Consider the following 14,890-nt stretch of genomic DNA (forward strand, 5'->3'; position numbering starts at 1 on the left):
GGCTGCTCGGCCCGCGCGGCGCGCTCGGCCGGTCGCTGGAAAACGCGGCGCGGCTTCGCCTCATCCGCCGCGGACGCGGCAGGCGCTCCGGAGGCCGCCGCAGGCGGCGCCTCCGCCGCTGCCGCGGGCGCTGCCCCGTCCGGGGCGACGGTCATCCGCCGCTCGACCCGTTCGAGCCGTTGCAGCAGCGCGGTTTCGCCCTCCGAAACCGCGGGCAGCATCATCCGGGCGCAGAGCAGTTCGAGCAGCAGCCTGGGCGCGGTCGCCCCGCGCATCTCGGACAGCCCGGTGTGCACGATCTCGGCGAACCGCGACAGCGTCGCCGCGCCGAGCTGTTCGGCCTGGGTCCGCATCCTGGTCAGCTCGTCACCGGCGGCGTCGATCAGACCGCGCTGGGCGGCGTCGGGCACCGAGTGCAGCAGCACCAGGTCCCGCAGCCGGTCGAGCAGGTCGGAGGCGAAGCGGCGCGGATCGTGCCCGGCCTCCACCAGCTTGTCGACGGTGCCGTACACGGCGGCGCCGTCACCGGCCGCGAGCGCGTCCACCATGTCGTCGATGAGCGCGACGTCGGTGACCCCGAGCAGCGCGACCGCGCGCTCGTAGGTGACGCCGTCCTCGCTGGCCCCGGCCAGCAGCTGGTCCAGCACGCTGAGGGTGTCCCGCGCCGAACCGCCACCGGCGCGGATCACCAGCGGGAACACCGAGGGCTCGACGCGCACGCCCTCCTCGCCGCAGATCCGCTCCAGCAGCTCCCGCATCACGCCGGGCGGCATCAGCCGGAACGGGTAGTGGTGGGTCCGCGACCGGATGGTGGTGAGCACCTTGTCGGGCTCGGTGGTCGCGAAGACGAAGATCAGGTGTTCCGGCGGTTCCTCGACGATCTTGAGCAGGGCGTTGAAGCCCTGCGTGGTGACCATGTGGGCCTCGTCGATGATGAAGATCCGGTAGCGCGACTGGGCCGGGGCGAAGAACGCGCGATCGCGCAGCTCGCGGGTGTCGTCGACACCGCCGTGGCTGGCCGCGTCGAGCTCGACGACGTCGACGCTGCCGCCGCCCTCGGGCGCGAGCGCGACGCAGGAGTCGCACTCGCCGCACGGGTCGGCGGTCGGCCCCTGCGCGCAGTTCAGCGACCGGGCGAGGATGCGCGCGCTGGAGGTCTTGCCGCAGCCGCGGGGGCCGGAGAACAGGTAGGCGTGGTTGATCCGCCCGGACGACAGCGCGGTCCGCAGCGGTTCGGTGACGTGTTCCTGCCCGACGACCTCAGCGAAGGTCGCCGGCCGGTACTTGCGGTATAGGGCGAGCGCCACGGTCGAGACCCTACGCGGTGGTGCCGACAGGGCGGATCCTGGTCCGGGAAGTAAAGGGGACCCCGTGCACCCGCCAGAGCCCGCTTACCCTTGCTGCCTTCCGGCCCTGGGGGAGTTCACAGGATGGACGCCGCACGAGGTCCACGGACAGTGTAGCCCACGCCCCGGCGGCCCCCGCAAAGGTGGGGTGCGGCAGCGATCCGGAGGGCATCGGAAATGAATTGAAGACAGGTTCCCGCAGCGCATTGTCGGCATTTGCCGGAAAGCTGGCTGCGGCGCCGGTGAAACCTCCGGCTCGAAGCAGCGGCAAGGTCGTGTTCGACGTCCCGGCCGACGCGGGCAGGCTCACCCTGAAGTACCTGCCGATCGGCGCCACCGAACCCCTGGCCGACTGGCGCTGATCCGCGGCGGGGCCGAGCTGGTCCGCTCCGGGATCGACTCGCCCCCATCGCCGAAGCCGACCCAGCAGTCCCCCTCAGCCCCTTTAGAGGAAAATGTCGATTATCTGCTTAAATTGACCCAGGGTACTGTTTTCGGGCGAACTATCCCCCTTGCCCATCGCCACCGCATCGTTGTTAATCTTGGCCAGGAGCTTCTTTTCTTCCACTTCGGTTGCGCGATTCGCCAACTTGACAGTGACTTGATTGAGATCGCTTAGCACCCTCCCATAGTAGTCATCATTCGACAGGTTGTCCCAATCAGTAAATTTCGCGAAATCCGCGGCCATAACTTCGCCGAGGCCTCCCGAGTTCTGACTCCAAGCATCCAAAGTCTCCTTGACCACTAGCTGCCGCTCGGTCATTTGCTCCACGGGCGGCATCTTGAATCGTCCCTCTTTCGACTCTTTCAGTGCCTTGATCAGGTTCCCCAAAACCTTGTCCATCTTCTCGGAATCGACGGGCGGCGTCGGAGATTCACCTTGCCCGGATTCCGCTTCCCTCCCAACCGAATACGCGATCTTGTTGATAGACATGACCCCCGCGGCCACATTCTTTTGGTGCTGCATCGGGTCACCGAAGAAGGCGCTGGCAGCATCGGTGGTATACGGAAGACTGACCTCTTGTTCGTACATTTTCGCGATGCTTTCCTGGACTTCGGGCGACTGCGCCTGGAGCCAGCTCTTGTCTTCAGGCGACAGAACCGAAACAAGTTCGTCAAGGAACTCACCCATGGGACTCCCCTCCCACTGGCCGACAATGAGACCTCAGACTGCCAGAAGAGCAGGGAAGGCACCTTTTCCATCACTCGGCAGGCCAGACTGAAATGCGATCGAGTGAATCGATCTCCTGAGAGTGGCGAGCATTCTCGATCACCTTCGCGGGGACGCGTTCACAGGCACTTCTGCATGCCTGGCTTCGCACGCCCCGACACCGCAGTCCCAGGACGAAGAACTGCCCGCGACGTTCGGCGGTTCGGTCTTGTCCACCGGGGTCGACGTCATCTCCTCGCGCTCGACGAGCCACCCGGCCCACCGCTTCGCGGCGCAGAGGTGGCCACGCTCCACGACGCAACCCCGTCGCCCCAGGTCACGACCCGTATCCGCTGCTCAAAAAGCCACCTGCTAGGCTTCCGCACGGAGGATTGGCCGAGCGGCCTAAGGCGCACGATTGGAAATCGTGTTGGGTTAACAGCCCTCACGGGTTCGAATCCCGTATCCTCCGCCAGCGCGGAAAGCCCGGGTGTCACCGACACCCGGGCTTTCGTCGTCGCGGGGTCAGCCCCTGAGGCGGACCACCTGCGGGTCGTGGTCGCTGGCCTGGTCGGCGAACTCGGCGTTGACGTGCACCACGTCGTAGTCGGCCGTCCCGGCGGCGGGGCTGGTCAGGATGTGGTCCAGCGCCTGGGAGTTCCCGTCGTAGACGTAGCTGTAGCGCTCGTTCGGCGGCAGCGAGTCCGCCGCGTCGACCAGCGCGCCGTCGGCGGTCAGCGTCCGCAGGGTCGGCGAGAAGCCGAAGTCGTTGAGGTCGCCCGCGACGACGACCCTGGCCTCGGCGTCGATTCCCCGCAGCTCGTCGACGAAACCGCGCACCGCCTCGGCCTGCGCGGTCCGCTGCTCCTCCGAAGTGCGCCGCGGCGGCTGGAACCGGCCGTGCAGCGGCTGGTCGCCGCCCTTGGAGTTGAAGTGGTTGGCGACCACGAAGACCTGCTTGCCCTGGAAGGTGAACTCGCCGACCAGCGGCTTGCGGCTGCTCTCCCACGCCGGGTTCGCCGGGTCGATGCGGCCGGGGGACGCGCTCAGCGCGGCGCGGTCGCCGTCGGCCACCGGGCGCACCGGGGTCACCGCGTCGCCACCCGGTCGATCCACAAAGGACACCCGGGCCGGGTTGAACAGGAACGCCACCCGGATGTTGCCGCCCGGCTGACCGCCGTCGGCGTTGTTCTCCGGGTCGATCTGCCGCCACTCGTAGCGCGGGCCGCCCGCCGCCGCGATCGCGTCGGTGAACCGGCGCAGCGTCTCGTCGGCGGCGACCACGCCGTCGTCGGTCGCACCGGTGTTGTCCTGGACCTCCTCCAGCGCCAGCACGTCCGGCGCCGCCAGGTTGCCCGCGACGGCCTTGGCGAGCTGGTCGAACTTGGCCTGCTCGTTGTCGCCGCCGAGGTTCTCGACGTTGTAGGTCGCCACCGACAGCTCGTCCTCGGCCTGCGGCCGGGTCGTCTCGCGCTCCAGCCCGCCCGGCTGGTGCTCGCCGAGGGCCGCGGCCTCCAGCACGTAGCCGCCGAAGCGGCTGTAGTCCAGCGGACCCGCGGTCGCGCCGCCCAGCCGGTCGCCCACGTCGGCCTTCGGGAACGGCCGCTCGGCGAACGGGATCAGCGACTCGACCTTCAGCCTGCCGCTGTTGTTCTCCGCGTACCCGGTGTAGGCGGTGCCGCCGCGCCCGGTCGCGTTCTGCTCGGGCTTGCTGGTCACCCACAGCGCGTTGTAGCCGTCGGTCGGCCCGACCACGCGGGCGTCGCGCACGCTCAGGCTCATGCCCTCGCGCGACTCGTAGAAGTCGAGCGCGAAGGCCGCCGGGTCGAGGTCGAGCTTGTCCAGCTCGCCCTCCGGGGAGTAGGCCGCCGGGACGGTCTCGGGCCCCAGCTCCTCGGGCCGGATCTCGCCCTTGCCGGTGACCTGCCAGGTCGCGCCGGTCAGCTCGGTGACCGACTGGTTCGGCGTGTCCTCGGGGCTCTCACCCTCGGCGAGCGGGTAGTACTCGGTGACCTTGCCCGCCACCGACACCGCGTCGCCGACGGCGACCCGCGGCGTTTCCCCGCCGGTGAACACGAACAGGCCCTCGCTGGTGCGCGCGTCGGCGTCCGGTTCCGGGTCCTGGACCCAGAAACCCCGGGCCGAGCCGAACGCCCGGACTCCGGTGACCACCCCGGGCACGTCGGCGACCTCCTGGCCGACGAGGTCGGACACCCGGCCGGTGCCCTGGATGTCGTGGATGCGGACCGCTGCCTGCGCCGTCGCGACCGGCGCCACGGATAACGCGCCCAGGACGACGACCACACCCGCGGCGAGCGTCGAGTTCCTCACCACTTATGCACCTTCCCCGTTTTGAAAACTTCACTCCGCAGAGTGAAAATACCGGGAAGGAATAACGAAGAGTGGTCATCCGTATGGCCCAAGTAAGGCTTCCGTATGACGTCCGCGCGGCACCGCCACGCACAGCAAAGAGCCGGTCACCGCGACTGCGATGACCGGCTCTTGCGAGCGGTAGCGGTGGGATTCGAACCCACGGTGGCGGTTAACCACACACGCTTTCGAGGCGTGCTCCTTAGGCCGCTCGGACACGCTACCGCCGACAAGCGTAACGGACGCCCTGATCAACCTCGCGCGGGGGTCACCGCCAGGCCCGCATCGCGTCCGCCAGGGTCGCCCGCGCCCTGGACAGCCGACCGCGCACGGCCTGCTCACCCGCGCCGACCCGGCGGCCGATCTCCAGCGACGAAAGCCCGTGGATCTCGGCCAGCAGCCAGACGTCGCGCTGCCCGGCGGGCAGCCCGGCCAGCGCCAGGCCCAGCGCCCGCACGCCCTGGCCGACCTCGGCCAGCCGCTGCGGGTCGCCCGCCGACCCGGCGAGCTCGGGCACGACGGCCACCGGGTAGGTCCGGCGGGTCCGGCGCCTGCGCAGCACGATCAGGCAGCGCCTGCGGGCGATCTGGAACAGCCAGGCCCGGGTCGCCCCGAAGTCGGTGACCCCGGCCATCTCGCGCCAGGCGGTGGCGAACACGTCCTGGACGACGTCCTCGGCCTCGGCGCGGTCGTTGAGCATCCGCAGGGCCAGGCCGAAGACCGGGTCCGAGTGGCGGCGGACGAGCTCGGTGAACGCGACCTCGTCACCGGCGGCGACCCTGGCTCCCAGCACGGCATCGGTCGGCTCCACGCCACCCCCCGCAATGCGATGGATCCGCCCGCTTCGGCTCGCGGGGTGGATCCATCGTCACAGCAGGCCGGAGGGTTCACCGGCTGGACAGGCCACCCGAACCGGTGATCATGGTCGGTGGCCGTGGAAGAAGTCCTCCAGCACGGCGGTGCACTCGTCGGCCAGGACACCGCCGACGACCTCGGGCCGGTGGTTGGTCCGCCGGTCGCGGACCACGTCCCACAGCGAGCCGACCGCCCCGGTCCGCGGCTCCCAGCAGCCGAAGACCACCCGCGCGACCCTGGCCAGCACCAACGCCCCCGCGCACATCGTGCACGGCTCGACGGTGACCGCCAGCGTGCAGCCCTCCAGCCGCCAGCCGTCGCCGTGCGCTGCCGCCGCCCGCCGCAGCGCCAGGATCTCGGCGTGCGCGGTCGGGTCCCGGAGGGCTTCGCGCTGGTTGTGAGCGGTGGCCAGCACCCGGCCGTCCGGATCGGCCACGACCGCCCCGATCGGAACATCCCCAGTGGACAGCGCGCCCGGCGCGACCCGCAGCGCGGCCCGCACCAGCTCGACGTCGGCGGCGCGGTGGGCACCGGCGCTCACTGGTCCAGCTTCTCCATCAGGCCCGCGAACTGGTCGCCGAAACCGCAGCGCTGGGCGATCATCTCCAGCTGCTCGTCGGGGTAGAGGTCGACCTCCTCGATGATCACCAGGAGCTCGCCCTCGGGCAGGCCGATGTCGGAGAGGATGGCCAGGTTGCCCTCCGGCCAGACCTCGTCGTCGTCCTCGTCCGGCGGGTCGATGCGCAGCAGGTCGAGCACGTCGGCGGCGATGTCGTAGTCCAGCGCCGCGGCCGCGTCCGAGAGCAGCAGGTCAACCCCGCCGGGGACGGGGCGGACCAGGACGAAGAACTCGTCGTCCACATTGCACATGCCGAACACCGCGCCGGTGGATCTCAACCCGCGCAGTTCCGTGATCGCGGCGTCGAGACCCGCCAGCACCGAGCTGTCCATCGCGCTGCACCGCCACCGGCCGTCCTCCCGCACCACGGCAACGGCGAAGCCCGCGACCGGCTCCTGGACCGTCATGAGGACACCGTAGAGGGTGCGAACGCCACCCGAAAGCACTATTGCGCGCTCGTAACCTTCCGAGCTCGCTTTCTTGCTCGTCCGGGTGCGCCGGTCACCTTCCGAAGTGGTCCGGCAGGATGGCCCCATGCGTGCCGTGTGCGTCATCGGACTGGGACTGATCGGCGGCTCCGTCCTGCGGGCCGCCTCCGCCGCCGGCCGCCCCGCTTGGGGCGCCACGGCGTCCTCGGCGGACGCCGACGCCGCGCGGGCCGACGGCTTCGCCGTCGAGGCCACCGCGGACGCGCTGCGGCGGGCCGCCGCGGAGGACGCGCTGGTCGTGATCGCGACCCCGCTGACGGCGGTCCGCGAAGTGCTCCGCGAGGTCGCCTGGCACGCGCCGGAGGCGTGGCTGACCGACGTGGTCAGCGTCAAGGACCCGGTGGACGCCGAGGTCCGGAGCCTGCTGCCGGGCGCGCGGTACGCGGGCGGGCACCCGATGGCCGGGGTCGCCGCGTCCGGCTGGAGCGCGGGCTCGGCGGAGCTGTTCCGCGGCGCCGCCTGGGCGGTGACGGTCGAGGAGGACACCCGGCTCGACGCGTGGCGGGAGGCCGCCGCGCTCGCGATCGACTGCGGCGCCCAGGTGGTGGCGGCCTCGGCGGCGGAGCACGACTCGGCGGTCGCCCGGATCTCGCACCTGCCGCACGTGTTCGCCGCGGTGCTCGCGGCCGTCGGCGCGGACGGCGGCGCGCTCGCGCTGTCGCTGGCGGCGGGCTCGTTCCGGGACGGCACCCGGGTCGCGGGCAGCGAGCCGGAGCTGGTGCGGGCGATGACCGAGGGCAACCGGGTCGCGCTGCTGGACGCGGTGGACGACGCGCTGGGCAGGCTCGGCGCGGCGCGCGGTTCGCTCGCCTCCACCGGCGGCCTGAAGTCCACTGTGGATGCCGGCCACGACGCGCGCGCCGAGCTGGAGTCGCTGCGCGCGGGCGACCCCGAGCGGCTGGACGTGCGGTGGGACGAGCCGGAGGTGCTGGAGCGCCTGCGCGAGCACGGTGCGGCGGGCGGCCGGATCGTCGCGCTCGGCGCCGAGACCGTCACGGTCGAACTGCCGTGACGCGGAGGGGCCGCCCGGTGCGCTCGGGCGGCCCCTCCCGGAACCACTCCGGCCGCTGCCGGCCGGGACGGGGCCGAGCCGTCCCGCCGTCAGCCCTGGCCGGGTGGTGGAACCTTTTCGCGAAGCTAAGCCGCCCAAGCCGCCGATGCTCACCCGGACCGGCGAATCCGCTCCACCGGGTGACGCAATCTCGTTGTCCCGCGATCGCGGTCAGCGCTACATTGCATGTGACCGGATGACCAGATTTCAAATCTGGTCATCGAGTCAACCAGGAGGAAACCCAGTGCCGCCCGAGCCCCGCAACCCCGACCGCGCCGACCGCATCCTCGACGCCGCCGCGGCGCTGATGCTCCGCCTCGGCTACCGGAAGGTGACCATCGAGGACGTCGCGAAGCAGGCCGGGATCGGCAAGGGCACCGTCTACCTGCACTGGCGCACGAAGAAGGAACTGTTCTACGCGCTGCTGCTGCGCGAGAGCATCGCGATGACCGAGCAGCTGCTGGCCGTGATCGAGGACGATCCGGAGGAGATCCGGATGCACCGGTTCGTCCGGAGCGCCTACCTGCTGACCATGCGCAGCCCGCTGCTGGCGGCGCTGCTCCTCCGCGACACCGAAGTCCTCGGCGAACTGGCCGAGATGGAACGCGCCGAGGACCTCGTGCTCAACGACCGGATCTACCAGATCTACGTCGAGCGCGGTCTGCTCAACGACATCCCGGACCTCCAGTTCGCCTTGCAGGCGACGGCGATCGGCTTCTACCTCACCGACCGCTTCGGCCACCACGAGGAACTCGACCTGGAGACCAAGGCGGACTCGCTGTCGCGGGTCGTCCGGCGGGCGTTCGAGCCCGACACCGGCCCGGACCCGGCCACGATCGCGCGCACGGCGGCCGAGCTCGGCGACATCCTGCGGGACTTCACGTCCCGCTACCGGAAGCGGATCTACGCGTCCGATCCGACGCGGGGAACCCGGTAGCCCCGGGCTCCCCCGACCAGAAGGGGCACCTGAAATGGCGACTGCCGCCGACACCTGGGGAATCAACGAGGCCCAGTTCTGGCTCCGGGGCGACCACCCCGAGCAGCCCGTGAAGTTCGATCCCGCCACCGGGCTCTGGAACGTTTACGGCTACCCCGAGGCACACCAGATCCTCAGCGACCCGAAGACGTTCTCCTCCGACACCCAGCGCCTGCTGCCGGAGAAGGTGGCCAAGAACTTCGAGGCGTTCTCCGAGGGCAACCTGGTCAACATGGATCCGCCGGAGCACGGCCACCTGCGCAAGCTGGTCAGCCACGCCTTCACCCCGAAGGTCGTCGCGGACCTGGAGCCGCGGATCGCCGAGCTGGCGGGCGAGCTGCTCGACGGCGTCGGGGACCGGATGGAGATGGTCACCGACCTCGCCTACCCGCTGCCGGTCATCGTGATCGCCGAGCTGCTCGGGGTGCCGGCGAGCGATCGCGGCCTGTTCCGCGAGTGGGTCGACGCGATGCTCAACAACAACGTGCAGTTCACGCTGACCGACACCGACGAGATGGAGAAGCAGACCGCGGTGGCCGTCGAGCAGGTCGGCAAGCTGACCGAGTACCTGCGCGAGCACGCCGCCGAGCGCCGCCGCAAGCCGCGCGAGGACCTGCTGACCAAGCTGGTCGAGGCGGAGGTGGAGGGCTCCCGGCTCAGCGAGAACCAGGTGGTCAACTTCGCCAACGTGCTGCTCATCGCCGGGCACATCACCACCACCGCGCTGCTGGGCAACACCGTGCTCTGCCTGGACACCAACCCGGAGCAGTACGCGAAGGTGCGGGCGGACCGGTCGCTGGTGCCCGCCGCGATCGAGGAGTCGCTGCGCTACTTCAGCCCGTTCGCCCTCGTCAGCCGGGCCACGACCGAGGAGGTCGAGCTCGGCGGCCAGACCGTTCCGGCCGATCAGCTGATGATGTTGTGGCTGGCGGCGGCCAACCGCGACCCGCGGCAGTTCACCGACCCGGACACCTACGACGTCACCCGCCCGGCGAACCCGCAGATCGCGTTCGGCCGCGGCATCCACTTCTGCCTCGGGGCGCCGCTGGCCCGGCTGGAGGGCAGGGTCGCGCTGAACCTGCTGCTCGACCGGTTCCCGCACCTGCGCAGCGATCCCGACGACGGCCCGACGTTCGTGCCGAGCCCGAGCATGACCGCGGTCCGGAGGTTGCCGTTGCTGCTCACCCCCAGAGCCTGAGCAGCAACGGCAGAAACCCCTGGTTACTGGCTAAGACGTTCCAACGGCCGAACGGTTGCCTCGAAGTTCGGAATTTTTCCGGCAACCGGACGACGTGACCGCCAGCCGCAACTACAGCACGTGCGGGAATCGACGGTCACTAGGCCGAACAGGGCATTTGGGTAGGCGTCCGCAACGCGGGCGCCTACCGGGCCGGAGCGCTTGCGGACGCTCGGCGCGGCGCGGAAATCAACCCGGGCGCCTCCCGGCCCGGAACCCGCTTGCAGCCGCTCGGCGCGATGCGGGAATCTCCGGGCATGACCAACATCGCCGACGAGTTCACCACCCACCTCCGGCAGCTCGGCGCAGCCGGGCAGGTCGTCGAGTTCGAAACCGAGGTGCCGACCGCGGCAGCGGCGGCCGAGCTGCTGGGCTGCGAGGTCGGCGCGATCGCCAACAGCCTGGTGTTCACCGTCGAGGACGAGCCGCTGCTGATCCTGACCAGCGGTGCGCACCGGGTGGACACCAAGCACGTCGCGCGGTCGCAGGGCCTCGGCCGGATCCGCCGCGCCACCCCGGATTTCGTGCTCGCCGCAACCGGGCAGCCCGTCGGCGGCGTCGGTCCGGTCGGCCATCCGCGGCCGATCCGCACCCTGGTCGACCGCCACCTGAACTCCTACCCCGTGATCTGGGCGGGTGCGGGCACGAAATACCGGATGTTCCCCACCACCTACCCGGAACTGATCCGGATCACCGGCGGGACCGAGATCGACGTGTCCGGATAACCCGGAAATGTCGACCTACCTGAGGGTAATGCCCGACTGGGTTCGCGCATCAGTTCGCCCGGCAGCGCGCCCGAAGCCGGCCGACGACTTTCTCCTCGACGAATTGAGTTCGGCGTTTTCCCAGCGCACACCCCTCCGGATCGATCAATAGCGCGGTTTTCGGGGATGCGAGAACGCAATACTGTGGTACCCGATGATCGAGCCTAACGGGCGATAACACCTTAAGGTGAAGCCCATCGATTCGATCCTGCACCCCTTCAACGGCACGGCTACAAAGGTCGTGGCTATCAGCCGTTCCGGGGGAACACCTGGGGCAGTCATCCGAGGAAGGAAGTATTATGCGATCTCTGTCTCGCGCGGTCGTCGTCGGTGCTCTGGCGCTCCCGCTCGCGTTCGCCTCCGTCGGATTCGCGTCGGCTGCCGACGCGAACAACAAGGACGACGGGCACAACGACGAGAGCAGCCACTGCTGGTACTTCAGCTGCAACGAGTTCTGGTCGTTCTCGGACAACGACACCCAGATCCAGAACTGGGGGATCATCCACAACACCGACAACAGCGACAACAGCACCAACAACGAGTTCAACTTCTGATCTCTGCCGCTGGGAGAGGGCCCCGTCGCGCCGCGGCGGGGCCCTCTTTTCCGGTTCAGATCGCGAGGGTGTCCAGGTGCCGCCGCAGCACCGCCAGGGTGCGGGCCGGTGAGATCGCCGAAGGGGCGGTGATCACGGTCAGCGCGAGACCGTCGAGCAGGGCGCAGAGCCGGTCGGTTTCCAGCGCGAGGTCCAGTTCGGGCGTCCGGCCCGACCGGACGCAGCCCTCGAGGATCCTGCGCACCACCATCCGCATGCCCTCGGACATCCGGCGCACGTACGGGGTGAGGTTCCCGTCGGTGCGCGCGGCTCCGCTGAATGCCAGCCACACGGCGGTTTCCCGGTGGCGCTGCTCGTCCAGCGGCAGGAACTCGGCGAGCATGTCCTCGACCAGCCGCCTGCGCTCCGGCGAGCCGCTGGCGGTCTCGCCGAGCCGGCCCCGGTGCACCGCGAACCGCTCGTCGACGGCGTCGACCAGCGTCTGGAACGCCAGCGCCATCAGCTCGTCGTAGCTGCCGCAGTAGTGGCGGACCGATCCAATCGCGAGGCCCGCCTCGGCGGCGACGGTGCGCAGGGACACCTGAGCCAGGCCGTCGCGGGCCACCACGCGGAACACCGCCTCGGCGACCTCGCGCCTGCGTTCGTCCGGATCGACAATCTTCGGCACCTTGCCGTTATAGCACGACCTTGCTAACTTCTTTTTGGCAAGATCGTGCTATTAAAGGAGTGCTGGTGAACCCGTTGCTCTGGGCGGTGATCGCGGTCGCCGTGCTGGTCGCGATCGGCAAGCGGTTCCTGGGCGAGCCGATGAACGCACGCGAAGTGTTCGTGACCCCGCTGGTGCTGCTGGGCATCGGCGTCTACGGACTGCGCGAGATCCCACTGTCCGCTGTGGACATAACCTGGATCGTCATCGGCAGCGCGGTCGGCCTGGGGTTCGGGGCGCTGCGCGGTACGACCGTCCGGATCTTCGAGCGCGGCGGAGTGCTTTGGCAGCGCTACACGAAGTGGACGGCCCTGGTCTGGGTGGTGTCGCTCGCGGGCAACGCGGGCATCGGATTCCTGGGCGCGGCAATGGGAATGCACCCCGACGCGCGCCCGATGACGCTGTCCATCGGCGTCGGACTGGTCGGCGAGATGATCAGCCTGGGGCTGCGTGCTCTGTCGAGCGGGACGCCGTTCGCGCCGGATCCGGACCGCACCACCGCCCGCCGCTGAACGCTCAGCGGGGTTCGAGCGCGGGGCGCACCGCATCGAGCAGGTCCGCCGAGGTCTCCTCGGCGCTCTGCCCGGTGGTGTCGAGAAGGACCTGCTGGGTGCCGGAGCGCCTCAGCCGGTCGGCCTCGGCGACCGCCCGCTCGGCCACCCACTGCTGGACGTGAGTCGAAACGCCGCGCAACTCGTCCCCGGCGAGCAGCGCCGACTCCCCGGCGGCCCGGCGCCGCACGCGATCGGCCAGCGTCGCGGCATCGGCGTCCAGGCCGACGCACAGATCGCCTGGCACCTCCCCGGGCTCGCGGGTCACGACGATCAGCGCCCGGGCCCCGGCGTCCCGGTAGCCCTGCCACACCTCCGCCAGATTCGCCTTCGCCACAGCGGAATCCGGGGCGAAGCCGAGCTGGTCGAGGTCGGCGTACGCGGTCGGGACGCCGTCTTTCCACAGGTTCTGCAGCACACCCCACGCGGCGGTCGACTTGCCCACCGCGGTGGGACCGGTCACGACGATCACCGGCCCCGGCAGCGGCCCGCCGGGCGGCGGGAAGAAAGGACCCGGGGCCACGACGCAGCGTTCGAGGAGGGCGTCCACTGTGGCGTCGGAGCTCTGCCCGGTGGTGTCCAGCGGAATCCCGAAGCCGGATCTTTCGAGCCTGTCGACCACCTCGAACAGCTCCTCCAGCAACTCGGCGGGCGACCCGCGCCCGAGGAACCGCCGCCGCAACTCATCCCGCTCGCAGCGCAACCGCACGAGGGTGAGCTCGATCTCGGGCCGGCCCTCGAAGTGCGGCCCGATCCCCAGCTCCGGATCCACGACCCCGGACACGACAACCTGCCGCACACCCGCGCGCCGCAACGTGCCGATCACCCGCAGCAGGTTGGCGGCCTTGATCCCGTGACCGGCGGAGCCCCCACCCGGCGGCGGCCCGATCAACCCGAGCTGATCGATGTCCACGTAACCGACGCTGCCGCCCCGCGCCGCGATCCGCGTGTACAGCCCCCAGCCGGTGGTCGACTTCCCCACCCCCGGCGCACCGGTCACCCACAGCACCGGGATCGTTTTCCGCCCCATACCTGGAGATCGTAGGGACGCGGGCAACGGGAATTCCGGTTCGGGACCAGCGGGCGGTTGATGTGATTTAGGGCACAAATTCGATTCAGCGCGACCCTGGTCAGGCTCTCGCGGTTTTCACCAAACGCACACGAGCAGACACTTTGCGTGTTGATCTCGGCGCGCCACCAGGGAAACGCTTTGCTTTCACAGGAACACCAAGAGTGACTACTTCGGCTTGATCACTATTCGGAACCAGTTCCGGTTCTATTCAGCAGCACCTGCGGATTTCCACCAGGTGAAACAGGACTCGGATGGTCCGCTTTCGCTGCGAGATCATTGGTCCGCCCGCACATCATGATCCGCAAACCAATAACCCGAACGTTCCTGGAAACGTCGGATCCGGCAGGCGGCGCCTGTTTGCCAACGTCCACTTTCTCATTGCGCCGAGGTCCCACGGATCCTTAGTGTCCAGTGACCGCCGGGGAGATCCCCGGCAAAGATCAAAACTGAGAAAGAAATCGATCATGAGACCACACATCTGCGTTCGGTGGGACGCATTCGACGCACTGCTTGAACAGCATGGCCTGCGGTCCAGGTACGCGATCGCCCGTTATTTGGATCTCAGCCAGCCGACGGTGAACCGGGTGCTCGACGGGAAGCAGTCTCCTGGAGAGCGGTTCATCGCCGCTGTGCTGAAAAGGTTCGACGTTCCTTTCGAAGACATCTTCGAGGTATTCGAAGGACGGGCGGCCTGCGAGGTGAGATCGTGACGACTTCGGCAGGTGGCCGGCACTTTCACCGCCGGTCCAAGGAAACGGTGCGCCGAACCGCATTATCGCGCACGGTCAACGGGGTGGAGGTCGTTCGCGACGAACCGACCGAGGCACCATTGCGCGACAAAGATCGGAAACCGATCCTCTGGACACAGACCCGCAAACTACTGCTCGCCGACGGATCGACCATCTACGGCTGCGCACATTGCGACTACGTCAACCACAACCCGCGCAGCATCCGTCCTCACCTCCGGCACTGCAAAAAGCGCCCTGCCGCACCGAGTACGGCCACCGCAGCGCCGACCGATCTGGTAGGCGAACTGGTGACGTCGTACGAAAAGCTCGCCACCGACCGCCAGGAGTGGAAAGAGCGAGCGCTGTCCGCCGAGCACCAGCTGCGGATGGTCCGCATCGCGCTCGGGGCCACCACGTGACCCG

16 protein-coding genes, 2 tRNA genes and 1 other RNA gene are annotated in these 14,890 nt (G+C 69.3%); 9 read left to right on the forward strand and 10 right to left on the reverse strand.

Translation table 11 applies throughout. The features are described from left to right. The 3 genes from ABD691_RS31970 to ABD691_RS31980 form a co-directional block, all read right to left on the reverse strand. A partial coding sequence (locus ABD691_RS31970) for a DNA polymerase III subunit gamma and tau (RefSeq protein WP_344686096.1) occupies window positions 1-1,307 on the reverse strand: 1,307 nt, incomplete at its 3' end. A 51-nt stretch (window positions 1,308-1,358) separates the two neighbouring features. Then, window positions 1,359-1,453: signal recognition particle sRNA small type (ffs, locus tag ABD691_RS31975), an RNA gene on the reverse strand. Between the two features lie 338 nt (window positions 1,454-1,791). After that, complete coding sequence (locus tag ABD691_RS31980; RefSeq protein ID WP_344686097.1) at window positions 1,792-2,478, reverse strand: hypothetical protein; 687 nt, start codon at window positions 2,476-2,478, stop codon at window positions 1,792-1,794. 404 nt (window positions 2,479-2,882) lie between these two features. On the opposite strand from ABD691_RS31980, the gene ABD691_RS31985 reads away from it, so the two are divergent. Beyond that, window positions 2,883-2,971: transfer RNA gene (locus ABD691_RS31985), tRNA-Ser, on the forward strand. A 50-nt stretch (window positions 2,972-3,021) separates the two neighbouring features. Here the strand turns inward: ABD691_RS31985 and ABD691_RS31990 are convergent. From ABD691_RS31990 to ABD691_RS32010, 5 genes are all read right to left on the reverse strand, one after another. Next, window positions 3,022-4,830 (reverse strand): endonuclease/exonuclease/phosphatase family protein, encoded by a 1,809-nt coding sequence (locus tag ABD691_RS31990; protein ID WP_344686098.1) that lies wholly within the window; start codon window positions 4,828-4,830, stop codon window positions 3,022-3,024. Between the two features lie 175 nt (window positions 4,831-5,005). Continuing rightward, window positions 5,006-5,091, reverse strand: a tRNA-Ser gene (locus tag ABD691_RS31995). 43 nt (window positions 5,092-5,134) lie between these two features. Next, window positions 5,135-5,677 (reverse strand): RNA polymerase sigma factor, encoded by a 543-nt coding sequence (locus ABD691_RS32000; RefSeq protein ID WP_344686099.1) that lies wholly within the window; start codon window positions 5,675-5,677, stop codon window positions 5,135-5,137. A 108-nt stretch (window positions 5,678-5,785) separates the two neighbouring features. Then, complete coding sequence (locus tag ABD691_RS32005) at window positions 5,786-6,262, reverse strand: nucleoside deaminase (RefSeq protein WP_344686100.1); 477 nt, start codon at window positions 6,260-6,262, stop codon at window positions 5,786-5,788. After that, window positions 6,259-6,747, reverse strand: coding sequence for a tRNA adenosine deaminase-associated protein (locus tag ABD691_RS32010; protein WP_344686101.1), 489 nt, complete (start codon window positions 6,745-6,747; stop codon window positions 6,259-6,261). Before ABD691_RS32010 ends, ABD691_RS32005 begins: the two co-directional genes overlap by 4 nt. A gap of 127 nt (window positions 6,748-6,874) precedes the next feature. Here ABD691_RS32010 and ABD691_RS32015 point away from each other — a divergent pair, with 127 nt between their 5' ends. From ABD691_RS32015 to ABD691_RS32035, 5 genes are all read left to right on the forward strand, one after another. Next, the gene (locus ABD691_RS32015) at window positions 6,875-7,840 is read left to right on the forward strand and encodes a prephenate dehydrogenase (RefSeq protein WP_344686102.1); all 966 of its coding nucleotides are present in this window, start codon (window positions 6,875-6,877) and stop codon (window positions 7,838-7,840) included. A 283-nt stretch (window positions 7,841-8,123) separates the two neighbouring features. Then, window positions 8,124-8,816: a TetR/AcrR family transcriptional regulator gene (locus ABD691_RS32020; RefSeq protein ID WP_344686103.1), complete on the forward strand. Its 693-nt coding sequence runs from the start codon at window positions 8,124-8,126 to the stop codon at window positions 8,814-8,816. 34 nt (window positions 8,817-8,850) lie between these two features. Beyond that, window positions 8,851-10,053, forward strand: coding sequence for a cytochrome P450 (locus ABD691_RS32025; protein WP_344686104.1), 1,203 nt, complete (start codon window positions 8,851-8,853; stop codon window positions 10,051-10,053). A 296-nt stretch (window positions 10,054-10,349) separates the two neighbouring features. Beyond that, complete coding sequence (locus tag ABD691_RS32030; RefSeq protein WP_344686105.1) at window positions 10,350-10,817, forward strand: YbaK/EbsC family protein; 468 nt, start codon at window positions 10,350-10,352, stop codon at window positions 10,815-10,817. 338 nt (window positions 10,818-11,155) lie between these two features. Then, the gene (locus ABD691_RS32035) at window positions 11,156-11,410 is read left to right on the forward strand and encodes a hypothetical protein (protein ID WP_344686106.1); all 255 of its coding nucleotides are present in this window, start codon (window positions 11,156-11,158) and stop codon (window positions 11,408-11,410) included. 55 nt (window positions 11,411-11,465) lie between these two features. On the opposite strand, the gene ABD691_RS32040 is transcribed toward ABD691_RS32035, so the two are convergent. Beyond that, a complete protein-coding gene (locus ABD691_RS32040; RefSeq protein ID WP_344686107.1) occupies window positions 11,466-12,077 on the reverse strand; it encodes a TetR/AcrR family transcriptional regulator in 612 nt (203 codons plus the stop codon). 65 nt (window positions 12,078-12,142) lie between these two features. Here ABD691_RS32040 and ABD691_RS32045 point away from each other — a divergent pair, with 65 nt between their 5' ends. Next, a complete protein-coding gene (locus ABD691_RS32045; protein WP_344686108.1) occupies window positions 12,143-12,628 on the forward strand; it encodes a DUF1453 domain-containing protein in 486 nt (161 codons plus the stop codon). Between the two features lie 4 nt (window positions 12,629-12,632). Here the strand turns inward: ABD691_RS32045 and ABD691_RS32050 are convergent, their stop codons facing one another. Continuing rightward, entirely contained in the window at window positions 12,633-13,697 is a 1,065-nt protein-coding gene (locus tag ABD691_RS32050; protein WP_344686109.1) for a hypothetical protein, read from the reverse strand. A 506-nt stretch (window positions 13,698-14,203) separates the two neighbouring features. Here ABD691_RS32050 and ABD691_RS32055 point away from each other — a divergent pair. Both ABD691_RS32055 and ABD691_RS32060 read left to right on the forward strand, forming a co-directional pair. After that, window positions 14,204-14,449, forward strand: a complete 246-nt coding sequence (locus ABD691_RS32055) for a hypothetical protein (protein WP_344686110.1) — start codon at window positions 14,204-14,206, stop codon at window positions 14,447-14,449. Continuing rightward, on the forward strand, window positions 14,446-14,886 hold the full coding sequence (locus ABD691_RS32060; protein ID WP_344686111.1) for a hypothetical protein: 441 nt from the start codon (window positions 14,446-14,448) through the stop codon (window positions 14,884-14,886). The genes ABD691_RS32055 and ABD691_RS32060 overlap by 4 nt, the downstream gene beginning before the upstream one ends. The last annotated feature ends 4 nt before the right edge of the window (window positions 14,887-14,890 follow it).

The organism is Saccharopolyspora taberi, assembly GCF_039534165.1.
GTDB lineage: Bacteria > Actinomycetota > Actinomycetes > Mycobacteriales > Pseudonocardiaceae > Saccharopolyspora_D > Saccharopolyspora_D taberi.